The organism is Winogradskyella sp. MH6, from assembly GCF_022810765.1.
Taxonomy (GTDB): domain Bacteria; phylum Bacteroidota; class Bacteroidia; order Flavobacteriales; family Flavobacteriaceae; genus Winogradskyella.
Window position 1 is genome coordinate 1,760,227 of record NZ_CP094494.1, and the last position, 24,804, is coordinate 1,785,030.

The window sequence follows — 24,804 nt, forward strand, 5'->3', positions numbered from 1 at the left end:
TATTAACACATGAAAGCGTTAAGAACCAGTATTTATTGTCTTTTAATATTAGCTATGAGTTGCAATACCCAACCAGAAGAATTGAAAGTTCAAATTTTTGAAACTTCAGCAAGTGGAAATCAATTAACTCAAATAGAGCCTTTAGCTGTAGATGAAGAAGTTGATTTGTTGCCAGTAATAAGAATATTACCTGACCAAAAGTTTCAAACCATTACTGGTTTTGGTGGAGCATTTACAGAGTCGTCAGCATATTTACTCAATAAGTTAAGTCAAAAAAATAGAGACCTTATTCTAAAAGCTTATTTCAGTGAAGAAGGTGCAAATTATTCACTTTGCAGAACACACATGAATTCTTGTGATTTTTCGCTAAACCAGTATTCTTATACTCCAACTGAAGATAAAGAATTAAAAGACTTCTCTGTTAAGGAAGATATGGATGATTTAATCCCAATGATTAAAGATGCTCAAGCTATTTCAAAAGAAGGGTTTAAATTGTTTGCGTCACCATGGACAGCACCACCTTGGATGAAAGATAACAAAGAATGGGTTGGTGGTAAACTGCTGAAAGAGTACTATCCAACGTGGGCATTGTTTTTTTCAAAATATATAGAAGCATACAAAGAACAAGATATAGAGCTTTGGGGTTTTACCGTAGAAAATGAACCTCACGGTAACGGGAATAATTGGGAAAGTATGCACTTTTCACCAGAAGAAATGACCGATTTTGTTCAACATCATTTAGGACCAAAATTAGAAGCCGATGGTTATGGAGATAAAATCATTTTAGGCTACGACCAAAATAGAGCAGGCATAAAAGAATGGGTAGATGTAATGTATGCTACAGAAGAGTCTTCAAAATATTACGATGGTACAGCTATACATTGGTATGAGAGTACTTATGAGGTTTTTCCAGATGATCTACAGTATGCACATAATAAAGCACCAGATAAATACCTCATAGAAACCGAAGGTTGTATAGATGATGAGGTTCCTGTTTGGAAAGACGATGCTTGGTATTGGAAAAAAGAAGCGACTGATTGGGGCTGGAAATGGGCATCAGCAGAAGATAAATACTTGCATCCTAAATATGCGCCAGTAAATAGATATGCCAGAGACATTATAGGTTGTCTTAACAATTGGGTAGATGGTTGGGTAGATTGGAATATGGTACTCAATAAACAAGGTGGTCCAAATTGGTTTAAGAATTGGTGTATTGCACCTGTGATTGTAGATGAGCTTAATGATGAGGTATACTTTACACCATTGTATTATATAATGACTCACTTTAGCAAATACATAAGGCCAGGGGCAAAAGTTCTGGGTATAGACAATGTAGGGAGTGACATTATTGCGACAGCTGCAGAGAACCTAGATGGTTCTACAACTCTTGTAGTATTTAATGAAGGTAAAGAAGTTAAGACATTTTATTTATGGCTTAATGATAAACGAACTACTGTAAGAATCAAAGCGCAGGCTATTCAAACTATAGTAATGCAGAATAATTAGCAAAACCACACAATTATGGCAAAAGTTAAAACAGCATCTAGAAATAAAGTACCATTTGGTCAAAAAGCAGCCTTTGGTTCTGGTCATTTTATTTTAAATATTCTACCAGGAACATTAGGTGTTTTTATTCAATTTTTCTTGTTAACAGCTTGGGGAGTTGACCCTTTATGGGCTGGACTTTTGGGCGGTTTACCGAGAATTTTCGATTCTATCACTGATCCAATTATGGGTTTTATATCAGACAATACAAAATCTAAATGGGGAAGACGAAGACCCTACATTTTTATTGGTGCTATAATTAGTGGAGTTTTATTCTTTTTAATGTGGCAATTAGATGACAATGCATCTCAGAGTTATATTATTTGGCATGTTATGATTTTACAATTGTTATTTCTTATTGGAAATACAATGTTTGCAACACCTCTTGTTGGTCTTGGGTATGAAATGACATCAGACTATAATGAACGTACAAGATTAATGGCGTTTTCTAATACAATGGGTCAAATTGCGTGGATGATTGTTCCGTGGTTGTATGTAATAATACCAGATACAGACACCTTTAATACACAAACAGAAGGAGTGCGTACAATGGCTCTTATTGTAGGTGTGATGTGTGTTGTATTTGGGATTTTACCGGCATTATTTTGTAAAGGAATTGATGCTTCTCACATGGAAAACAGAAAAGAAATCAATTTCAGAACATTAGCTACAAATATGAAGGAACTTCTCGCTGGGATTGTGCAGGTTTCAAAAAATAAAGCTTTTATGAAATTATGTGGAGCAACTTTTTTAGTCTTTAATGGTTTTCAGTTAGTCGCTGCATTTGGAGTGTTTATTATTGTGTTTTATCTATATAATGGTAGTTATGAATTGGCTGGTACATGGCCAGCTTGGTTTAATACCATAAATGCTATAATTACAGCATTTATAGTCATCCCAATTATTTCAAGAATGGCTAATAAATGGGGAAAGAAGAAAGCATTTATTATTTCTACAGTACTATCAATTATTGGTTATATACTAAAGTGGTGGGGATTTGATAAGGATCTAAATAGTCAATTTGCTCAGACAAGTTTAGGTAAAAGTTTGAATGCTGGTGTTGGGTCTTTATTCGAGTCTTTAAACCCTGTTTTGGATAATATTGGTATGTCATGGTTTAGCATAGAGCCAGGAAGTGAAATTCCTTGGTTAATTTTTGTTCCAATTCCTTTATTTGCTTTTGGTATGGGAGGATTGTTTACACTAATGATGAGTATGACTGCTGATGTTTGTGATTTAGACGAGTTGGAAAATGGTATGCCTAGAAAAGAAGGAACATTTGGAGCTATTTATTGGCTAATGGTTAAAATCGGGCAATCAATTGCTCTAGTGTTAGGTGGAGTAATATTGAGTATCGTAGGTTTTGATCCCAATGCAACTGAACAATCAATAGAAACTATGAATAACCTTAGGATAGCAGATATTATTGTGCCATCAGCAACAGCAGCATTAGCTATTTGGGTGATGTGGAAATATAGCTTAACCGAAGATAGAGCTAAGGAAATAAAGAAAGAATTAGTAGAACGTAGAGGTGAATTATAAAAATATAGAAGTAAGAATAAAATGTCTTTAAGAAAAGAGAAATTTTTAGCATTGGCATCTATTGATTATGAAGGGATGTCAATTGATGACTTAAGAAAGTTGTTTAGAAAAACGCTAAAGTCTGGCATGCATGGTTTGTGCTCTAGTCCTTATGAAGAAGGTCAAGAACCAGGAGATCAATTAACAGAAGCGCAAATACGACGTCGATTAGAAATCATGAAGCCATATACCAAATGGATAAGGTCATTTTCGTGTACTGAGGGTAATGAGTTAATTCCTAAAATAGCAAAAGAAATGGGAATGAAGACCTTGGTAGGAGCGTGGCTTGGTGATGACCCAGAAATAAATAAAAATGAGGTAGAAGGACTCATAAAACTATCTCTTGAAGGAGTGGTTGATATTGCTGCAGTTGGTAATGAGGTGATGTATAGAGGCGATTTAACAGAAGAGGAATTGTTGCAAAAAATTTATCATGTTAAAGATGCGCTTAAAGACACTAAAATTCCTGTAGGTTATGTAGATGCATACTATGAGTTCGAAGAAAGACCAGCAATTACAGATGCTTGCGATATTGTTTTAGCAAATTGCTATCCGTTTTGGGAAGGTTGTGATTTAGACTATTCTTTATTATACATGAAAGATATGTATAATAAAGCTTATAGAGCTGGTAAGGGTAAAAAGGTAATTATTACCGAAACAGGGTGGCCAAGTGAGGGTACAAATTTACAAGGCGCTTTTCCTTCTGAAGAAAATGCGATAAAGTATTTTATTAATACACAAAAGTGGTCAAAAGAAGAAGATATTGACATATTCTATTTCTCATCATTTGATGAATCATGGAAAGTAGGAGGAGAAGGAGATGTTGGTGCTTTTTGGGGTATTTGGGATAAAACCGAAAAACTTAAGTACTAGTGTGAACACTACAAATTATTTACAACAACTAAACCAAACACAACATTACCACTACAAAATAAGATTTTATGTTGGTTTATAAGCGGTTAGGTAACGGATAAGGTTAATGTATATAATGGTTTTGAGCCGAAAATTATTGAATAGCTAAATCGATTTCGTTGTATGTTTTTTGTAAAGGTGAAATTTGGAAATATTCAATTTTAAAACAATAATTTTATGAAATAAGCAATTTAAAGTGTAAATAATTGCTTCTGTTTAATAAATAACTAAAACAAATAACAATTATGAAAAAAATTACTTTTTTAATTTTTCTATTGAGTACAGTATTGGCTTTTGGTCAATCTCTACCTGTAGATTTTGAAGACGGTACAACTGCACCACAATTTCAATTTGGTAATTTAGGGTTTGGCAACATAGTCAATCCTGATCAATCAGGGCTGAATGTTTCTACAAGAGTATTAGAAATTAATAAACCAGATTCTGCAGATTGGTTTGGAGGTATTGGTTTCGAGACACCAGGTTTGCCACTTGTAGACTTAGCAAATGGAACAGAATTTACTATGAAGGTTTGGGCACCTACTGCTGGTCAGAGTATTAGATTTCAAATACAAAACGGTCTAAGTGGAGAGCCAACATACAATAGAGATGTAGTTATTAATAGTGCTATGACTTGGGTGGAGGTTAGTTTTGATTTTACTTCTCAACCTGGATTAACAGGTACAGAACAATATCCAATAATAGTAATTCAGCCAAATTACGATCCAGCATGCGAAGGAGCATCACCAGCATGTACAACTGTGGGAACAGGTAATGGAGGTATTTGGTATATAGATGATATTGTACAAGTAGGCGCTGTTGTAGACCCAAATGAAGATGCTTCACTTTCAGATTTAACAATAGATGCTGTTACTGTTTCAGGATTTTCACCAAATACTCTAACATACGATGTGGAGTTACCAAACGGAACAACAATGGCACCAACAGTTGCTGGTGTTGCTACTCAAGCAGGTAATGGTTCGTCTAACGTTAGCGTTACTCAAGCGTCTGGTGTGCCAGGTTCAGCAACTGTAGATGTTACAGCGCCAAACGGTGTGGATATGCAGACTTATACGGTTAACTTTACAGAAGCACCAGCCTTGCCGCCTGCAGCACCGACGCCACCTTCAATCCCTTCAATTTCAATAATTAGTGATGTATTTACGAATGTTACTGTACCTCAAGTTGATACTTTTGGTGGTACTTTAACCAATTTTGATTTAAATACAGATGGTAATGAAGAAGCAAGGCTAATTACTGGTGGATCAGGATTTCAATTTAATTTTTTCCCAGGTAATGCATTTATAGATATTAGTCCTGCTGGATTCTTGCACTTAGACGTTTACTGTGATAATCTAGCCGATAATGATATTTTGAGAATACGTTTACTAGATCCAGATCCAGGTGTTAATGGAGCAAATATTGCTAGATATGAATTTTCTGCTGCCCAGGCAGGAACTTGGGTTTCTATAGATCTTGAAATTCCTAATGGAACTAACTTAAATGATTTTGGAGATATTGATAGTGCGTCTTCGCCTGTTGATTTAACTAATTTATCGTTAATACAATTTAACACATTAGATTTAGGAAGTGGTCTAGCCTCAAAAGAAGTGTATATAAGTAACGTGTATTTCTATGGAGGCACATTATCAACTTTAGATGTTGAAGCAACTATTGATTTTAAAGTTTTCCCTAATCCTACTCAGGCAGACTGGAGTATTTCTAGTTCTAACATTATAAATAGTATAGCTGTTTATGATATTTTAGGTAAACAAGTATTGTCTTTAAAACCAAACTCAAATCAAGTTGTGCTAGATGCTTCTTCATTAAGATCTGGAATTTATATAACAAAAATTGAAGGAGAAAACGGAACTAAAACAGTTAAGCTGGTTAAAAATTAATAGCGAATCTAATTAATAGAAAGAAGAAAGGGCGTATTTTTACTATACGCTCTTTTTTATTTAACCAAAAAAATAATCTATGACTACTTTAAAAGAATTAGCAAAACTCTTAAATATTTCGGTTTCAACAGTTTCAAAAGCACTGAACGATAGCCATGAAATTAGTGAGAATACTAAAAGAAGGGTTAATGAATTGGCAGAAAAACTAAATTACAAGCCTAATCGTATAGCTCAACAATTAAAGAGTAATAGAACAAAGACAATAGGTGTAATTTTGCCGACCGTTACAAATCCTTTTTTTGCTGAGGTTTTACACGGTATAGAAACTAGTGCTACAAAAAACAACTACGACATTATTGTCTGTTTGTCAGATGAGTCATTAACAAAAGAACAACGTAGTTTAGAATTGTTATCTAATGGAAGTGTTGACGGTTTTATAATGGCTGTAGCAAGAGAAAGTCAAGTAGAAGAGCAAACAACACATATAAATACTGTTATTAATAGTAAAATACCAGTCTTAATGTTTGATAGGGTTGTTAATGAAATATTGTGTGATAAGGTTGTGGTAGATGATTTTCAATCTGTATATGAGGCTACGGAATATTTAATAAAAAAAGAAAAAAGAAAGCATATTTTATTGGTAAGTAATATTGAAGAGCTCAGCGTTGGAAAGCTTAGAATTAAAGGTTACCAAAAAGCTATTGAAGATGCTAACCTAAAATCTAATGTATTAAAGCTCAGTAAAGTTGATGATGTAGAAAAGCATGTATACAAATACCTTCAAAATAATTCTGATACAGATGCTATTGTATCCATTGACCACATAACAGGTATCATTGCTATTAATATGGCAAAAAAAACAGGAAAAATAGTACCCAAGGATTTATCTGTAATAGGATTTGGGTATGAACATACACAGTTGTTGTCTAGCCCAAAGATTTCAATAGTTCATCAAAAAGCCTATGAAATAGGTGAGATGTCTGTAAAACTACTAATTGACAATTTGCAATCAGATGACCATAAAACACAGACTATAGTTGTGCCAAGCGAACTTAAATTAAGCGAGTCTACTAAGTAATATAACAAAAAAAGCCTGATTTTTTATCAGGCTTTATATTTTCTAGATTAAGAAACTTTTTAGTGTCCTTTCATCTTGTCAGCAGCTTCTTTTCCTGCTTCTTTTACTTTATCAGCAGCATCGTTAGCGGCATCTTTAGCGTCATTTGCCATTTTTTCAGCACCTTCTTTTACGCTATCAACTGCATCATCAGCAGCGTCCATAGCATCGTCCATTGCTTCACCTGCTTCGTCGGCAGCATCTTCAGCAGCATCTTTAACGTCATCTGCAGCGTCTTTAGCGGCATCTTTTGCGTCATCCATTGCTTCACCTGCTTTGTCAGCAGCATTTTCAACAGCGTCTTCAGCTTTTTCTTTAGTCTCTCTACAAGAATTTAATGATAAGCCTAAAAATGCAACTAAGGCTAAACTTAATACAACTTTTTTCATTTTTATAGTTTTAGTGTTAATTGTGGTTAATGCACTAATTTAACAATTTAAATGAAATTTTAACAAAATTTCAACACTTATTAATAGTGCGACTTAGCTATATACGTATAAATTTTAATATTTGGATGACTGCTCCTTTATTTTTTTCTATATACTTTTTATTGATTAAACCTTGACTTTTTCTATAAGGTTCATCAGAAACTAAGGTTTTTAGAGTTGAATTAAAGTCTGTCAGTGTTGGTACCGAAGTTACTCCTCCAAGTTTAATAAGAGCGTCAGCTTCAGGAAATTTACTATAGTTTTTTCCAATTATTATAGGTACTCCAAATACTGCTGGTTCTAAAATGTTATGTAAACCAGTTGTTCCAGCTGCACCACCAACATATACGATGTCTGCATAACTATAGACTCTACTGAGATAACCTATAGTATCTAAGATGAAAACACTATAATTTGAAAGATTTTTTTTATTAGACAATTCAGAAAAGCAAATAGACTTAACCTTTATTTGAGATTTAAGAGACTCTATATAACTAGGTTTAATATTGTGTGGGGCAATTATAACTTTTACCTTCTCAAAGTCTAGTGTATTAATGTAGTCCATGTAAAGTTTATCATCTTCTGGCCAAGTACTACCAAAAACAATACATAATCTATCTTGCTTGAAATCTTCAATAAAATCTACTGAATTATCAATTTTTAATTGATTGCTCACTCGGTCAAATCTTGTGTCTCCAGAAACAGAAACATCGTTGTAGCTAATGCTTTCTAACAGTGTTTTAGAGGCTTCATTTTGAGTAAAAATGTGATCAAAAGCAAATAGCGCTTTTTTCATAAAACCTCCATACCATTTAAAGAAGCTTTGAGATTTTCTAAATACTGCAGAAATAAGTATGGCTTTGTGTTTTCTCTTTTTTAGTTCAAGCAAAAAGTTTGGCCAAATCTCATATTTTACAAAAATGGTATAATCAGGGTTTACAAGATTTAAGAACCTTCTTGCATTTGCTTTGGTGTCTAATGGCATGTAAACCACAACATCTGCAATCTTAGAATTTTTTCTAACCTCGTAACCCGAAGGCGAAAAAAATGAAAGTATCACTTTATAGTCTGGATACTTCTCCTTTAAAGCTTCAAAAACTGGGAGCCCTTGTTCATATTCACCTAAAGAAGCAGCATGAAACCAAAATGTTTTGTCATTGCGATTTATATGCTTTTCTAGGGTTTTGAATGTTTTGCGTCTTCCAATAACACCTAGTTTTAGCTTAGGATTAAAAAGCGCTAACAGATTAAGCACAAAACTTGCAATGTAAATTCCTAAAGAATAAAGTAGTTTCAACATAAAAAGTTTGTGCTAAAATACATTTCTTTCAGTTAAAATGCATTGGCTTAGCAGTTACAATTTTGTATTTTCGCCTAGAGCATTTTTTAGAATGCATTTCAGAACACATATAATCCTTCACGGAATGAAAAAAATACAAATGGTTGACCTTCAGAGTCAATACGCAAAAATAAAAGATGTTGTAGATACTTCAATTCAAGAAATTTTAGAAAGTGCAGCATTTATAAACGGACCAAAGGTTCATCAATTTCAGAAAAACTTAGAAGATTACCTTGGTGTAAAACATGTCATCCCTTGTGCTAACGGAACAGATGCACTACAAATTGCAATGATGGGTTTGGGACTTAATCCAGGCGATGAAGTTATTACTGCAGATTTTACCTTTGCTGCAACGGTAGAGGTAATTGCTTTATTGCAGTTGACACCAGTTTTGGTAGATGTAGATCCAATAACTTTTAATATTGATGTAGCAGCTATTGAGAAGGCTATTACACCAAAGACTAAGGCTATTGTTCCTGTTCATTTATTTGGCTTAGCCGCTGATATGGATGCAATTATGGCTTTAGCAGAAAAACACAATCTTTATGTAATTGAAGACAATGCGCAAGGAATAGGTGCTAGCTATACACATAAAGATGGCTCAAAAACTAAAACAGGAGCCATAGGTCATGTAGCTTCAACATCATTTTTTCCTTCTAAGAACTTAGGTTGCTACGGTGACGGAGGTGCTATCTTTACAAATGATGATGATTTAGCACATATTATAAGAGGTATTGTAAATCATGGTATGTACGAAAGATATCACCATGATGTAGTTGGAGTAAATTCTAGATTAGACTCTATACAAGCTGCGGTGTTAGATGCAAAATTACCACATTTAGATAGTTATAATGAAGCAAGAAGAAACGCAGCAAGAAAGTACACTGAAGCGTTTAAGAATCATCCAAAAATCATAACACCATCAGGTAATACAACTTGCGATGGTATATGTGATATTTGCGATTGTCACGTTTTTCATCAATATACTCTAAATTTAAATGATGTTGATAGAGATGCTTTAGTTAAGCATTTACAAGAAAATAATATTCCTTGCGGAGTCTATTACCCAATCCCTCTTCATTTACAGAAAGCTTACAGAGATGAGCGTTATAATGAAGACGATTTTAAAGTTACAAATCAGTTGGTTAAATCGGTAATTTCTCTACCAATGCATACAGAGTTAGATGATGAGCAAATTGAGTTTATTACATCGACTGTTCTTAATTTTATAAACCAAAACTAAAGGATGAAAGTATTAGTAACAGGTGGTTTAGGTTTTATTGGTTCTCATACTGTTGTAGAGCTTCAAAATAAGGGTTTTGAGGTTGTAATTATAGATAACTTAAGTAATTCATCAATTGATGTTTTAGATGGAATAACTGCAATTACAGGTATTAAACCACATTTTGAGAAAATAGATCTTAGAGAAAAGACTGATGTTGTTCAGTTTTTTGAAAAGCATAAAGACATTGTTGGTGTTATTCATTTCGCAGCAAGTAAAGCTGTGGGTGAGAGTGTAAAAGAGCCTTTAATGTATTATGAAAATAATATTGGTACTTTGGTATACATGCTACAATCTGTTTCTAAACTTGAAAAGCAGAATTTTATCTTTAGTTCATCCTGTACGGTTTATGGCCAGGCAGATGAATTGCCAATTACAGAAAATGCTCCAGTAAAACCTGCAGAATCTCCTTATGGTAACACTAAACAAATCGGTGAAGAAATCATTAGAGACACTTGTAAAGTAAATGATAAACTAAGAAGTATAGCTTTAAGATATTTTAATCCTATAGGTGCGCATCCTTCAGCAGAAATAGGCGAATTGCCAATTGGTGTGCCTCAAAATTTGGTGCCATATATTACGCAAACAGGAATAGGAATGCGAGAGCAATTATCTGTTTTTGGTGGAGATTATGAAACGCCAGATGGAACATGTGTTAGAGATTATATCCATGTGGTAGATTTAGCAAAAGCCCATGTTATAGCTTTAGAACGCTTATTAGAAGATAAGAATCTTGAGAATTACGAGGTATTCAATTTGGGGACGGGAAAGGGAAGTTCTGTTTTAGAAGCTATTCATTCTTTTGATAGGGTTTCAGGTAAAAAATTAAAATATCAGATTGTAGGAAGAAGGGAAGGCGACATTACTGCGGCTTATGCAGACACAACAAGAGCAAATGATGTTTTAGGTTGGAAAACTGAACTTAGTTTAGATGATGCTATGGCATCAGCATGGAAATGGGAGCAAAAAATTAGAAATAAATAAATTCAATAACTATGAAAACTCTACTCAGTATTTTGGCATTTGTATTTGTAACTGTTTTGTCAGCACAAAACACTTATCTGCATTGTGGAAAATTAATAGATACTGAGTCTGGTAAAGTGCTTGCTGAGCAGACAATTATAGTTTCAGGGAACAAGATAGTTTCAGTTGAAAAGGGTTATAAAATACCTAGTAATAATGAGGATACTGTTATAGATTTAAAATCTAAAACCGTAATGCCAGGTCTTATAGATATGCACGTGCATATTGAAAGTGAAACCAACCCAAAATCATATCTTGAAGGTTATACATTGAATGATGCCGATGTCGCTTTTAATTCTGTTCAGTATGCAGAAGTCACTCTAATGAATGGTTTTACGACTGTTAGAGATTTAGGTGGTTCAGGAGTTAATGTATCTCTAAGAAATGCAATAAATGCAGGAAAAGTAAAAGGTCCAAGAATTTTTACGGCAGAAAAAGCTTTGGCTACAACTGGTGGCCATGCAGATCCTACAAATGGTGCTAGTAGAGAATTAATGGGAAATCCTGGACCAAAGGAAGGAGTAGTCAACGGAGTGGATGATGCCAAAAAAGCAGTAAGACAGCGTTATAAAAATGGTGCGGACTTAATTAAAATAACGGCAACAGGAGGTGTGCTGAGTGTTGCAAAAAGTGGTCAAAATCCACAATTCACTGTTGAAGAAATTAAGGCTATTTGTGAAACAGCTAAAGATTATGGATTTCATGTTGCGGCACATGCTCATGGCGATGAAGGTATGCAAAGAGCCATTTTAGGAGGTGTAAAAACTATTGAGCATGGCACTTTAATGAGTGATGAAACTATGGAACTTATGAAAAAGCATGATGTTTACTTAGTGCCAACCATTACGGCAGGGAAATTTGTGTCAGATAAAGCTAAAATAAAAGGCTATTATCCAGAAGTTGTTGTGCCAAAAGCCTTGGATATTGGACCAAAGATTCAGGATATGTTTGGCAGAGCATATAAGGCTGGTGTAGGTATTGCTTTTGGAACAGATGCTGCGGTTTTTTACCATGGAGAAAACGGAAAAGAATTTGGTTATATGGTTGAAGCAGGAATGCCAGCAATCGAAACCATTCAAAGTGCTACAGTTACCAATGCAATGATTCTTAAGATGGAAGATAAACTAGGTCAAATAAAAGACGGTTTTATTGCAGACATTATTGCGGTAAATGATGACCCAACAAAGAATATTTCCACAATGGAAAATGTTGTTTTTGTGATGAAAGAGGGAGTTGTTTACAAAAACTAACCAGACTTCAAATATTTTTAATTATAAAACTCTTAATGATTTTGAGGTCTCACTAAGAATCTTTTAATGATTTTAGTGTCTGATTTTCAATATGATAATCTAAAAAAGGCTTAACTAGGATTTAACATTTATTTCTTGGGATTACCTCTTAGTCTTTGTTGTTTTGTATCTAATGATAACTGGATTACAATGAAATTGATAAGCATTAAAAGAGAAACAAAGCAAGAAGGTCGATTCTCAAAAAAGATGGGTGTACTGTCTACAAAAGTTACTTACATTAAGAAACAATTCTTAAGTATTCCTTACAAAACCCTTCATAAATATCGCGAAACTTATTACGGTGAAGTTAAAGATTGTGAAGATTGTCAATTAGCTAAATAAAGCACTCTTTCTTCATTTTCATTATTGATTTTTCCTGCCTTAGAAAAGGTAAACTTTTATCGGATTTTACGTTTTTTTATACTTTTTAAGAAGTTTTTAAGAATTTTATTGGTCAGATGGATTTAACTTAGAAGTGTCAATCAAAAAATAATCAACTAAGTTCTAATCCATGGTTTTCCTAAGGCACATATTGGTATTTGCCGTTGTGCTCTTGTTTTTTAGCAAGGGCTATGCTACTTCATATAATAATACGAACTCTAAAATCGATGTAGAATCCCTTTCTAAAAAAGGACTAGATAGTATCCTAAAAGTTCAAAAAGAGAAAGATTCTGTTGAGCGTGCAGATTTAATAAAAATCAATGAAAGGTTACTTTCAGACAATACAAGCGACTCAATAGCAGTTACTAAGACATTAGCTATATTATATTCAGAAAATAACAACGCAGATAAAGCTTCAAAACACATAAAAAAATATATTAAGGATACCCAAGACTTATCCATCCTTAATGATCATGTATTTTCTGGGATTAAAAGTGATGCCAAATACGATCATTTAACAGAAGAGTATAAGCCGCATTTTAATTTTTTAGCATTGATACATGCTTTTACTGGTATTATTGGAATTTTTATAGTCATAATTCTTTTTGCCAAGCAAAACTTAGATAAAACCTCAGTATGGTTAATAGGGGCTTTTATATTGTTTCATTCATTTTTTATGTTGCACGTTAGTTTGTTTGTATCTAATTACAATCTAATGTTTCCGCATTCATTTTATATATCAACTCCATTTTCTTTCTTATATGGACCATTACTTTATTTTTATTTTAAACGAGTAGTTGAAAATTATAAAATATCTTTAAAAGACGCTGTACATTTAATACCAACCATCTTATTAATTATTTGGCTTATACCTTACTATAGTCTAAGCGCCACAGAAAAGTTTAACCTGTTAGTTGAAAATACAGAATCGGTAGATGTAGGTAGAAAAGTTTTGGTTGTTATAAAAGCATTGTCGTTATCTCTTTATGCAGCAGGAATTTATATTATTTATAAGAACAAGAGACAGAAAATTAACACCAATAACCCAGAGGTGAAAAGTAGAGCACTTTGGGAGAAAACCATTATGATTATTTTTGTTTGCTATGCTTTGGCATATTTACTTCATGGTGCTGTGGTAGTAAGAATGGTAGAATATATGCCTTTTAATTATTTGAAATCTGTGTTTATGATTGCTATGATTTTTTACATGGCTTTAATGTCTGGATTAAGACCAGAAATTATATTGAATGCAAACGGAGATGCTTTTGGAATTAATAAGCTGCCATTAAAGTATGAAAAGTCTAATCTTACCCAAAGCCTATCAAGCGAATTAAAAGATAAATTAGTTGATTTATTAACGCATCAAAAAGTGTATAAAGACAATAGCATAAGTTTAGAAATGCTTTCTGAAATGCTCGGAACGACTAGGCATAACACATCACAGGTTATAAATGAGCACTTTGATATGAGTTTTTATGATTTAATAAATCACTATAGAATATTAGAGGCGGTAGATATTTTTGATGAAGATCAAAAACGAAATCTAAATATTATAGAAGTGGCTTACGAAGTTGGTTATAATAACAAAGTAACCTTCAATAAAGCATTTAAGAAACACATGAATCAAACACCTTCTACTTACATTAGGTCACTTCGATTAGCTTAATCCTGTTTTTTCGTTTAATAATACTTGTTGTATTATTCTTCCATTTTTTCCTTTTACTATTTGTCTGTTTTTAAAGACCAATAGCTTTAAGGTTTACTTTTAAAGTATAGATTTTTTTCTGATTAAATGTTTTAGGATAAAATCCTTATTACCATTAATAATGGTCTATCCAATCATTATTTTCCCAAGTTTTTTCTAAATGGTAAATAAGAGGTAATCATTTGTCGGCATAAGTAAATCCTTATAACTCTTGCCTTTAATTTGCTGTTTGGTTCGTTGTTTTACCTACGCAATTGCAAAGGAAGGCAGTGGAAGCCTTACTTTTTTATGAAATAACCATGTTAACTTTAATTTCATCAATCAAAGTAATTATTTTGAATTAGTCTTTAAAATTACTTCGCTGCCGACCTTTCTTATTGCAACAAACTAAGTGTATAATCTAAAATGAAATTTTATGAAAGTAAAAAATTATGCTTTGGTTCTGTTGTATTTATTTTTTGGATCTCAAATGGTTTTAGCCCAAGAAAAAACAATCACCGGAACCGTCACAACTGAATCAGATGGATTGCCTTTACCAGGTGCTAATGTGATTGTAAAAAATACCTCAAGAGGTGTGCAATCAGATTTCGATGGTAAGTTTTCTATCAGAGCAACAAAAGGAGATGTATTGGTTGTTTCTTACGTAGGAATGGAAACCGCTGAAGTAGTAGTTGGAGATGCCAATGTTTATGATGTTGCTTTAAAAGAAGGTAGTGCCTTAGACGAAGTCGTTGTAGTGGCTTATGGAACACAGAAAAGAGAAGCCATTGTAGGCTCTGTAGCTGTAGTTAAATCAGAAGTTATCGAAAATCAACAAGTTACCTCACCGCTTAGGGCCTTACAAGGTACTGTAGCTGGTATTAATCTTATTACGGCTGGTGGTCAGCCTGGTAATAATCCAAACCTTGTTATTAGAGGGTTTGGTAGTTTTAATGGCGCTAACGGACCGCTTATTGTTATTGATGGAGCTCCGTTTACGGGAAATTTAAACACGATAAGTCAAGATCAGATAGAGTCTATTTCTGTACTAAAAGATGCTTCATCAGCTTCGCTTTATGGGTCTAGAGCTGCAAATGGAGTTGTTTTAATTACTACAAAAAGAGGTAAGCGAAATACAAAAACGAGTGTAAGAGTAAGAACTCAGTATGGTATTTCTAATCCTGCGGTTGGTATACATGATGTTGTAGGTTCAGAAGACTACTTAAAATTAATGTGGCAAGCCCTTAGAAATGACAATTTATATAACCAAGGGCAATTGCCGGCAGAAGCAGCAAGTAATGCTACAAATGCTTTAATACCTACCTTAGGTTACAATCCTTACAGTGTTTCAAACCCTATTGGTACAGATGGAAACTTGGTACAAGGTGCCAATTTACTTTGGAAAACCGATTGGCAAGATGCCGTATTAAGAGAAGATGTACCAAGAGTAAACCATAATGTTAATGTTTCTGGTGGTACAGAAAACACAAACTACTTTTTCTCTGTGGATTATTTAAGTGAGGATGGACCAGTAATTAAGTCAGATTTTGAAAGAATTGCGACAAGAGTTGGTTTAGATAGTCAGGTTAATGACTGGTTAAAATTAGGTATTACAAGTGGTTATTCTAGGTCCTATTCTAATAACCCAGATCAAACGTCTGGTAGTACTACTCAAGCTATATCATGGATTTATAGTGTAAATGGGATTTACCCAATTTATGTTAGAGATGCAGGTGGAAATCTTATTTTAGATGATAATGGTAATAGAATATACGACCTTGGTAATGGTAATGGAAGACCTGTAGGACAGCCAGTTAATTTTAATAGACCTACAAATCAAGGAGAGAATATTTTAGCATCTATATTGTTGGGCACAGAGCAACGTATAAGAACTAACTTTTTAGGATCGGCTTATGCTGAAGTAAGCTTTCTTAAAAACTTCACATTTAGATCTACTTTAAACTATGAGAACTTTGTTTTTGATAGCCATAGTTTTGATGATGATGAGATTGGTGCGGCTTCAGCAGTAGGAGGTAGAGTAAGTAAAGCTAGAAATGTAACCACAGGTTTAAATGCTGTTCAGGCTCTTAATTACAAAACCACTATTGCAGATGTACATAATATCTCTGTAGATGCTATTTATGAAGCAAATACTACGACTTCAGATACGTTTAATGCTTCTGCAACAGGGTTCTTACCAAATCAGGAAGAACTAGGTAATGGAACAATTGCAGAAACGTTCGGTGGATTTAGAACAGAAAGACGAATTGTAAGTATGTTGGGCCGTTTGGCTTACAATTACGATAACAGGTATTTTATTGAAGGTTCGGTAAGGCAAGATAAGTCTTCACAATTTAATACAGACTACAATACAGGTGAGTTCTTTTCAGTGGGTGCATCGTGGAATGTTGCTAGTGAGGCTTTTATGGAAAATGCAGATTGGCTGAACAATCTTAAATTAAGGGCATCTTACGGAGAATTAGGAAATATTAACATACCAGGAGGTTTCTTTCCAACAAGCTTCTTGTTTGGTGGTGCTAATTTTGGAGGAGTCGTGATTTCTCCTGTAGAAGGGCAACCATCTAACTTGCCGTCAGGAACATTACCAGATCCTGCACTACAATGGGAAACATCAACTAACCTAAACTTAGGTATGGATTTTACCATTTTTGATGGAGCATTAAGCGGAACTGTGGAATACTTCAAAAGACGCAGTGAAGATTTAATTCAAGACATTACTGCAACACCTTCTCCTGGAGTACCTGTAGTTAGAGCTAATGCTGGTATTATAGAAAACTCTGGTTGGGAGGTAACTTTAAACAGTGATATCTTTAATAAGAAAGATTTTAGTTGGAGTGTAGGTGGTAATTTTTCAGTGTTGAAGAATGAAATTATTCAAATTTCTCCATTTACAGATAGACAAGTTCAAGGTACAAAGCTATGGGCTCCTGGAAATTCTTTGTTCGAATTTTATGTTAGAGAATGGGCAGGTGTAAATCCAGCAAATGGTGATGCGCTTTGGTATCAGGATGTTGTTGATACAGAAGGTAATGTTACAGGTAGAACAGTAACTAATGATTATGACCAAGCTACACGTTATGAAACAGGTAAAGAATCACTTCCAGATATTCAAGGTGGTTTCAACACAAGTTTAAGGTATAAGCAATTTGATCTTAGCGCATTGTTTAATTTTAGTTTAGGTGCTTATTTATTGGATACAGACTATTCAGGCTTGGTAAATAATTTCGATGCTATTGGTGCATCAGCACATCCAGATAACTCTAATGCATGGTCGCAGCCAGGAGATATTACAGATTTTCCAAGGTTGACTACTTCAAATAACAACTTCAATTCTCAGTCAACAAGATGGTTGTTTAAAAACGATTATTTACGTCTTAAAAGTATTACGGTAGGTTATAATTTACCACAAGATGCTTTAGAAGATATCGGATTAACCTCAGTAAGAGTGTACTTCCAAGGAGATAATTTGTTAACGTGGCAGTCGCATGGAGGTATAGATCCAGAGCAAGCGTTTAATGGCTTAACGGCTAACCGATCTCCATTACAAAGAACCTTTACGTTTGGCACATTAATTCAATTTTAAAAAATAATATGATGAAAAATAAAAATAAAAAACTTAGAGTGTTACTGCCTATGGTGGTTATGGTCTTGGCAAGTACAATGTTGTCTTGTGAAAAAGATTATATTGAAGAACCTTCAGATACCACAGGCGTTACAGATGAATTAATTTTCTCTTCTAGAGATAATGCACAGACTTTTGTTAATGGTATTTTGTCAAATTATAAAGGACAGTATGGTAACGTAGATGCTGGTGGCTTATATGCTATGTATTTTGCAAGAGCTGTAAAGGGGAATGATATCATTCAAGACTTTAATTGGTATACTTTTGATTATGGACACGAAAACAGAGAGCCTAATTTTAGACGTACCAATTTTACTTGGGATTTCAATTACGAGAATATCAACTTTGCAAATACTTTAATTTTTGGAGTTAATAATAGTGATGCGTTGAGTGAAGATGAGAAGCGAGAATTTATTGCAAAAGGAAAGTTTTTTAGAGGTTTCCATTTATTTGAACTTGCTCTAGAGTTTGCTCCAAATTACAATAACGATAGAAGTTTAGAAAGAATTCCAATTTACACAACACCAACATCTTTAGAAACCGTAGGTGGTAATCCGCCAGCACCAATGAGTGAGGTTTATAATCAGATTATTCAAGATTTAGAAGATGCTGTTACTGATTTACCAGACTCAAGATTAGGTAAAAGTTTTATTAATAAGGCGGTAGCTCAAGCGGTTTTAGCAAGAGTATATTCTGTAACACAAGATGATTGGCAGAGAGTTTCCGATTTGTCAAGAAGTGCTTATGGAGGTAATGCCAACCAAGCTGTACAATCTATAAATTGGGGAGCAGGATTTGGAGATATGCAAGATCAGGAATGGATTTGGGCAATGTTTCAAAATGGATCGGACGAAACTAACTTTTATTGGGGACACGCAGCGCCTATGTTTGATCATTTAACACTAAGTTACAATGCATCTTATATAGATCCGGATTTTGCAGCTGAGTTTACTTCAACAGATGTAAGAAATACATTCATTGATATCTATGGTGTATCGGCTACAACTCCTTGGAGAGAGTTTGTGTCTACAAAATATGCCTTTACGTTTGCCTCTGATATACCAATTATAAGAAAGTCTGAAATGGTTCTTTTTGATGCAGAAGCACAGTATCACTTAGGGAACATTCCAGAAGCCAGAAATCTTTTGTTTGCATTGCAATCTGCAAGAGATCCTAATGCAACTATGACCACAAATTCTGGTCAGGCATTATTAAATGAGATTTTATTAGAACGAAAGAAAGAGTTTTATGGTGAGTTTGGTCCGCAATGGTTTGATGCAAAGCGCTATAATCTACCAATGACAAGAAATGATATTCATAGAATATCTATAGATGTGCCAGCAAATAGTAATCTATTTTTCTTAAAAATTCCTGAAGATGAAATGGATTTGAATCAGAACTATGCAGGCTTCAATAATATTTAATTTAAAAACCAAATAACATGAAAAAAGTTTTATATACAGCATTGGTTTTGTTTAGCTTCATTTTTGTTGCTTGTAATAACGACATTGATGCTGATGCAATAAGTGTTTCAGATTATGAATTTATAAGTTTTCAGGATGATGCGCTAAATTTTGAATTAAACCAAAGTGGAGTATCAACCAAAACAATAACAGTTTACAATTCCAGAAAATCATCTTCTGACAAAACCTATAATTTAGAGGTTTTGCCCTCAGAATTTAATGGTGGTCAGGGTACAACAATTAGTTCAGATTATTACAACGTACCAGGTTCAGTTACAATTCCTGCTAATGCTTCATCTGCCCAGTTTGACGTTACAATTACAGATAATGGCTTTGGAAGTGGAGATAGATTGGTGTTAGGGTTTGCTGATGATAATACAGCTTTAAATCCGCATCCGTTACAAATGGATATTGTGATTGTTTGTCCGATGAATGAACTTATTTTAGACATCACTTTTGATAATTATGCTGAGGAAACCAGTTGGGAACTATATACAGATATAACTACAACGCCAACCTTAATAGCTTCTGGTAGCGGTTACGATGATTTAGATGATCAATCTATACAACAACGACTTTGCATAGATAATGGTGATTTTGGTTTTGTAATCTATGATGCATATGGTGATGGCATGTGCTGTAGTTTTGGACAGGGAAGTTATTCACTAACGGTAAATGGCGAAGTTATACATCAAGGAGGCTCATTTGGTGCCAGTGAGGTAACAACGTTTTCATTACCTTAGACACAAGTGAGATATATACTTTAACTAAACTAACTCAAAAAAAAGACCCTTTCTATAGAAAGGGTCTTTTATGTTTTTTTAAACTTTAAATCTTATGATTCAGAAGTTGTTGTGTTCTTTTTGGTGTTAAAAATTCCACTAAAGAGCAGCATAATCATACCTGTAGTTACAGAGATGTCTGCTACATTAAAAATACCTGTTTTAAAAACTCCGCCTAAATCTATAAAAAAGAAATCGGTGACTTTGCCAAATACGATTCTATCAAAAACATTAGCAATACCACCACCAATGATACAACAAAATGCAATAAGACTTAATCGGTCTAATTCCTTAGTTTTTATAATGTAATAAATAACATAAGTTAAAACTATAGCAGGTAAAATCAATAAAAAGATGGTTCGTAAGGTAGGATTCATATCGCTACCCATACCAAGAAAAGCCCCTTTGTTATAGACGTTTGTGAGGATAAATTTGTTGCCAATTAATTCTATAACCTCTCTAATTTCAATATTTGCTCTAACAATTACTTTTGTAATTTGGTCTATAGCGATATTAAAAGCTATCAGAAGAACAATAAAAACGTTTCTATTCAAATCAGAAAATATTAAGCGTTAGTTTCAAAAGTAGCGGAAGATGTTTCTGCTTCTCTATTAATTTTCTTTACCAAGCCTTGTAAAACCTTACCTGGCCCTACTTCTGTAAAGTGTGTAGCACCATCTGCTATCATTTGTTGAACAGATTGTGTCCAACGCACAGGAGCTGTTAATTGAGAGATTAAATTGGCTTTTATTTCATTTTCATCTGTAACTGCAGAAGCCGTTACGTTTTGATAAATTGGGCAGTTTGGTTTACTAAACGTAGTGTTTTCTATAGCTGCTGCTAGTTCCTCGCGAGCAGGCTCCATCATAGGAGAGTGAAAAGCACCACCAACAGGCAATACCAATGCACGTCTTGCACCTTCTTCTTTAAGCGCTTCGCAAGCTTTATTTACAGCTTCAATTTCACCAGAAATCACCAACTGACCAGGACAGTTATAGTTTGCGGCAACCACCACACCTTCTGTATTTTTACATACTTTTTCTACAACATCATCATCTAAACCTAAAACAGCAGCCATAGTACTTGGTTGTAATTCGCAGGCTTTTTGCATGGCTTGAGCTCTTTGAGATACAAGCTTTAAACCGTCTTCAAACGTTAGGGCACCAGCAGCTACTAAAGCAGAAAATTCACCAAGCGAATGGCCTGCAACCATATCTGGTTTAAAGTTATCTCCTAAAGTTTTTGCTAAAATTACTGAGTGTAAAAATATGGCTGGTTGGGTAACTTTGGTTTGTTTTAGGTCTTCGTCAGAACCTTCAAACATGATGTCTGTGATAGAAAAACCAAGTATATCGTTAGCTTTTTCAAAAAGTTCTTGTGCTAAAGGTGAGCTTTCATAAAGGTCTAAACCCATTCCTGAAAACTGAGCACCTTGACCTGGAAATACATATGCATTCATGTGACTAATTTTTAGTGATGCAAAAATAGGAATTTAATTCATATTGCAACCTGTAGGTCTAGTTAAGGGATTACTAAAGAATATAGCTTAGAAAATAATCACTCTTCTGCTATTGTTCTTGCAAATATACCAAGTGCATCATCTGCATTTAGATGAAGCTTTAATGTGTCTGACGAAATACTAATTACTTTTGCTAAATCAGACGACATTTTAGAATTGTATAATCTTATCTGTGATGAAAATATAGCAAAAGGTACCCTTGGCGTATAGTAACCATTAACCTTTTTATTAAAATATAGATTATCATAAAAATTAAGATAAGTTGAATCTATGAGCTTTTCTAGCTTAGGATCGCCTGCAATTAGCTTCCAAGTTCCAAATAGATTTTCTTCATTAAAAGTTTCATTCTCTGTTGTTTCAATTTCGGAAATTGATTCATCACCCAATGTACTTTCAATTTGGTTATCAACATTTTGGTTTTCTCTACTTTCATCATTTGACTTACAGCCTTGATTTAGAAAAATAAACAATAGAATTATAGAATAATATCGCATTTTATTTCTTTACATAAGTAATAAACGAAAAAGCATAGTTATGGTTCTCGTCAGCATCATGAGTGGTTTTAGAAATCTCTTCCCATTTATTTGAATCTACTTCTGGGAAAAAAGTATCAGCACCTTCAAACGTGGCGTGTACTCGTGTTAATTCTAGTTTGTCGGCTATATTAATGGATTGTTTATAGATTTCACCTCCACCAATAATAAAAGGTTGATTATCTTTTCTTGCTGCATCTAAGGCATCTTCAAGATTGTTGACCACAACAACACCTTCAGGTACTTTATAATTATCTTGTCTTGTAATAACTATATGTGTACGGTTAGGTAATGGTTTTGGGAAACTTTCAAAAGTTTTGCGTCCCATAATAATATGATGGCCAGACGTTAGTTTTTTAAAATGCTTTAAGTCATCTCTAAGATGCCAAATAAGGTCGTTGTCTTTGCCAATAGCATTGTCTTCACCAGCTGCTACAATGATGGTTAGCTCATTGGAGTTTTTTTTTTCTTCAGGCTTTGTGTCTGGGTGCGTTTCGTTGTAGGCTTGAGACTGAGCAATTTTGCGTTCTTCTTTTAAAAACCCTTCTTTTAACTTGTCAATACGCTTTTGCTGTTGGCTAACGAGCTTGTCTAGTTGTTGTTTTTCCCAATCCTTTCCCATAAACTTGTTTGTGATAAACACGTTTACAAAATGGTAAACAAATAAAAATAACCAAAGCAGTATGGCGTACACAAACCAGCTAATGCCAGCAATAGTAAAATCTTTGCCAATACCCAGAACTGTATTTGCTAGAATTAAAAATACAGCACCAATAAGAAATACAACAAAATGAATGTATAAACGCTTTTTTTGCCTAATACGTTTTTGAGCATTTTCTATGAGTTCTAATTGGTCTTTATCTATTGTTGAGACTTGTTTTTTCTTTCCGAACATAATCCTAAAATTGTCTGATAAAGATACTTCTTTTTAACTAAAACGTTGTCGCTAATTCATTGGAATTTACTTTTACTATTTTCGAAAACGATATCGTTGATTATCAAGTGTTAAGCCTTGATTTTTGTGTTATTAATCTCATAAATTTCACATTAAAAAATTACATAGTTTACCAAAAAGTAAAGGCTATTTTAATAAAATGATAATTCTTTCATTTAAAGTAAGTTAAACTGTAATTTCTGCTTTTTTCTTTTATACTTTTGAGCTATTATTTAAAACTATTATTATGGCAATTAAAAAACAGTATTTAAAGAGTAAGCCAGTTTGTAAGGTAACATTTTCTGTTCCTGCAGAGGAGGCAAAAAGTGTAGCGGTTGTTGGAAGCTTTAACGAGTGGAATACTGAAGCTACAGAATTAAAGAAATTAAAGAACGGTACATTTAAAGGTACAGTAGATTTAGAGAGTGACAACTCTTATGAATTTAGATACGTTGTTGACGGTAACTATGTTAACGATGAGCAAGCTGATGCGTATGCATGGAATGATTTTGCTGGTGCTGAGAATGGTGTATTAAACTTATAATAACCCTTATTAAGACACAATAAAAAGGCGTTTCTTTAAAGAGAAAAGAGAAACGCCTTTTTTATTATTTACTCACTGCAAAAACTATCGGTATTGAGAAAGGAACAATAACTGGTTTGCCTCTAAGATATCCTGGTTTGGTGAGTCTGGGGATTTTCTTTATTACCCTTATAGCTTCTTTTTCAATTTCAGGATGAGGTCCTCTGGCTACAATGTCCTTTACTCGTCCTTTGGTGTATATTTTAAAAATAACATAAATGCGTTGAATACCTTGCTTTAGTTTATATTTATTTGCGAGCTTGGTTTTAAAATTCTTAGAAATTAATTGCCTTACTTTATCGTTCATACAATTTTTTAAATTCTCATTATCCATGCTTTCATCACAACCTTTGTATACGGGAACTTTTTCTATAATGTCAAAAGGAATTTCCCTTGGCGTATAGCCTAATATTGGTACTATGGTATCCTTTGCCTTGTCTAGATAAAAACCAAATAGATTTCTAGCGCTTTGAGCTACACCATTATTATATCTGTCTAAAACAGGCTTAACTACAGGAATGCTGTCCAATAAACCCTTTAAACCATCAGGATGGTTGTTTATTGGATTAGAAATTCTTGAATGACGTTTAACAACCTTACCATATTCATCATATAAAATATTTGCACTGACAGTTATAGTGTCTTTTTTAGCATCAAAGAAAATAGAGTCTTTGAGTGATTTTCTGTTAATATGTTTAGCCAAAAACTCATGAAAAGAAACTTCATAACAACGTTCTAAGTCTTCAGAGTCTTCGCAGCCTTCATAGGCGACAAATGATCTTTTGTAAAAATCTTGTTTGGTCTCTTGAGCAGAGCATAAACTTGTGATTAGAATTAATGCAAAAACAGAACAAAACCTTCTCATAGT

General features: G+C 33.8%; 21 protein-coding genes. 14 read left to right on the forward strand and 7 right to left on the reverse strand.

Annotated elements, in window-relative coordinates:
- Positions 1–9: 9 nt before the first annotated feature.
- The 5 genes from MST30_RS07895 to MST30_RS07915 all read left to right on the forward strand — a co-directional run bounded on the left by MST30_RS07895 (position 10) and on the right by MST30_RS07915 (position 7,014).
- The gene (locus MST30_RS07895; RefSeq protein ID WP_243470878.1) at positions 10–1,506 is read left to right on the forward strand and encodes a glycoside hydrolase family 30 protein; all 1,497 of its coding nucleotides are present in this window, start codon (positions 10–12) and stop codon (positions 1,504–1,506) included.
- A 15-nt stretch (positions 1,507–1,521) separates the two neighbouring features.
- The gene (locus MST30_RS07900; protein WP_243470879.1) at positions 1,522–3,087 is read left to right on the forward strand and encodes an MFS transporter; all 1,566 of its coding nucleotides are present in this window, start codon (positions 1,522–1,524) and stop codon (positions 3,085–3,087) included.
- A gap of 21 nt (positions 3,088–3,108) precedes the next feature.
- A complete protein-coding gene (locus tag MST30_RS07905; RefSeq protein WP_243470880.1) occupies positions 3,109–3,999 on the forward strand; it encodes a glycoside hydrolase family 17 protein in 891 nt (296 codons plus the stop codon).
- Positions 4,000–4,283: 284 nt separating this feature from the next.
- Complete coding sequence (locus tag MST30_RS07910) at positions 4,284–5,936, forward strand: T9SS type A sorting domain-containing protein (RefSeq protein ID WP_243470881.1); 1,653 nt, start codon at positions 4,284–4,286, stop codon at positions 5,934–5,936.
- A gap of 79 nt (positions 5,937–6,015) precedes the next feature.
- Positions 6,016–7,014, forward strand: coding sequence for a LacI family DNA-binding transcriptional regulator (locus tag MST30_RS07915; protein WP_243470882.1), 999 nt, complete (start codon positions 6,016–6,018; stop codon positions 7,012–7,014).
- Between the two features lie 59 nt (positions 7,015–7,073).
- Here MST30_RS07915 and MST30_RS07920 read toward each other — a convergent pair whose 3' ends face one another.
- Entirely contained in the window at positions 7,074–7,442 is a 369-nt protein-coding gene (locus MST30_RS07920) for a hypothetical protein (protein WP_243470883.1), read from the reverse strand.
- A gap of 97 nt (positions 7,443–7,539) precedes the next feature.
- Positions 7,540–8,781 (reverse strand): 3-deoxy-D-manno-octulosonic acid transferase, encoded by a 1,242-nt coding sequence (locus tag MST30_RS07925; RefSeq protein WP_441372255.1) that lies wholly within the window; start codon positions 8,779–8,781, stop codon positions 7,540–7,542.
- Between the two features lie 124 nt (positions 8,782–8,905).
- Between MST30_RS07925 and MST30_RS07930 the strand changes: the two genes are divergently transcribed.
- From MST30_RS07930 to MST30_RS07965, 8 genes are all read left to right on the forward strand, one after another.
- A complete protein-coding gene (locus MST30_RS07930) occupies positions 8,906–10,063 on the forward strand; it encodes a DegT/DnrJ/EryC1/StrS family aminotransferase (RefSeq protein WP_243470884.1) in 1,158 nt (385 codons plus the stop codon).
- 3 nt (positions 10,064–10,066) lie between these two features.
- Positions 10,067–11,086 (forward strand): UDP-glucose 4-epimerase GalE, encoded by a 1,020-nt coding sequence (galE, locus tag MST30_RS07935; protein WP_243470885.1) that lies wholly within the window; start codon positions 10,067–10,069, stop codon positions 11,084–11,086.
- A gap of 11 nt (positions 11,087–11,097) precedes the next feature.
- Positions 11,098–12,375 (forward strand): metal-dependent hydrolase family protein, encoded by a 1,278-nt coding sequence (locus MST30_RS07940; protein WP_243470886.1) that lies wholly within the window; start codon positions 11,098–11,100, stop codon positions 12,373–12,375.
- A 189-nt stretch (positions 12,376–12,564) separates the two neighbouring features.
- The gene (locus tag MST30_RS07945; RefSeq protein WP_243470887.1) at positions 12,565–12,756 is read left to right on the forward strand and encodes a hypothetical protein; all 192 of its coding nucleotides are present in this window, start codon (positions 12,565–12,567) and stop codon (positions 12,754–12,756) included.
- A gap of 169 nt (positions 12,757–12,925) precedes the next feature.
- Positions 12,926–14,461, forward strand: a complete 1,536-nt coding sequence (locus tag MST30_RS07950) for a helix-turn-helix domain-containing protein (RefSeq protein ID WP_243470888.1) — start codon at positions 12,926–12,928, stop codon at positions 14,459–14,461.
- A 454-nt stretch (positions 14,462–14,915) separates the two neighbouring features.
- Positions 14,916–18,083, forward strand: coding sequence for a SusC/RagA family TonB-linked outer membrane protein (locus tag MST30_RS07955; protein ID WP_243470889.1), 3,168 nt, complete (start codon positions 14,916–14,918; stop codon positions 18,081–18,083).
- Positions 18,084–18,091: 8 nt separating this feature from the next.
- Complete coding sequence (locus tag MST30_RS07960) at positions 18,092–19,546, forward strand: RagB/SusD family nutrient uptake outer membrane protein (protein ID WP_243470890.1); 1,455 nt, start codon at positions 18,092–18,094, stop codon at positions 19,544–19,546.
- 17 nt (positions 19,547–19,563) lie between these two features.
- On the forward strand, positions 19,564–20,328 hold the full coding sequence (locus MST30_RS07965; protein WP_243470891.1) for a hypothetical protein: 765 nt from the start codon (positions 19,564–19,566) through the stop codon (positions 20,326–20,328).
- 92 nt (positions 20,329–20,420) lie between these two features.
- Here MST30_RS07965 and lspA read toward each other — a convergent pair whose 3' ends face one another.
- The 4 genes from lspA to MST30_RS07985 form a co-directional block, all read right to left on the reverse strand.
- The gene (lspA, locus tag MST30_RS07970; protein ID WP_243470892.1) at positions 20,421–20,921 is read right to left on the reverse strand and encodes a signal peptidase II; all 501 of its coding nucleotides are present in this window, start codon (positions 20,919–20,921) and stop codon (positions 20,421–20,423) included.
- Positions 20,922–20,932: 11 nt separating this feature from the next.
- A complete protein-coding gene (fabD, locus tag MST30_RS07975; RefSeq protein WP_243470893.1) occupies positions 20,933–21,826 on the reverse strand; it encodes an ACP S-malonyltransferase in 894 nt (297 codons plus the stop codon).
- 98 nt (positions 21,827–21,924) lie between these two features.
- A complete protein-coding gene (locus MST30_RS07980) occupies positions 21,925–22,380 on the reverse strand; it encodes a hypothetical protein (protein WP_243470894.1) in 456 nt (151 codons plus the stop codon).
- Between the two features lies 1 nt (position 22,381).
- On the reverse strand, positions 22,382–23,314 hold the full coding sequence (locus MST30_RS07985) for a dihydrofolate reductase (protein ID WP_243470895.1): 933 nt from the start codon (positions 23,312–23,314) through the stop codon (positions 22,382–22,384).
- Between the two features lie 286 nt (positions 23,315–23,600).
- Between MST30_RS07985 and MST30_RS07990 the strand changes: the two genes are divergently transcribed.
- On the forward strand, positions 23,601–23,897 hold the full coding sequence (locus MST30_RS07990; RefSeq protein ID WP_243470896.1) for an isoamylase early set domain-containing protein: 297 nt from the start codon (positions 23,601–23,603) through the stop codon (positions 23,895–23,897).
- Between the two features lie 64 nt (positions 23,898–23,961).
- Here MST30_RS07990 and MST30_RS07995 read toward each other — a convergent pair whose 3' ends face one another.
- The gene (locus tag MST30_RS07995; protein WP_243470897.1) at positions 23,962–24,801 is read right to left on the reverse strand and encodes an energy transducer TonB; all 840 of its coding nucleotides are present in this window, start codon (positions 24,799–24,801) and stop codon (positions 23,962–23,964) included.
- Positions 24,802–24,804: the final 3 nt, after the last annotated feature.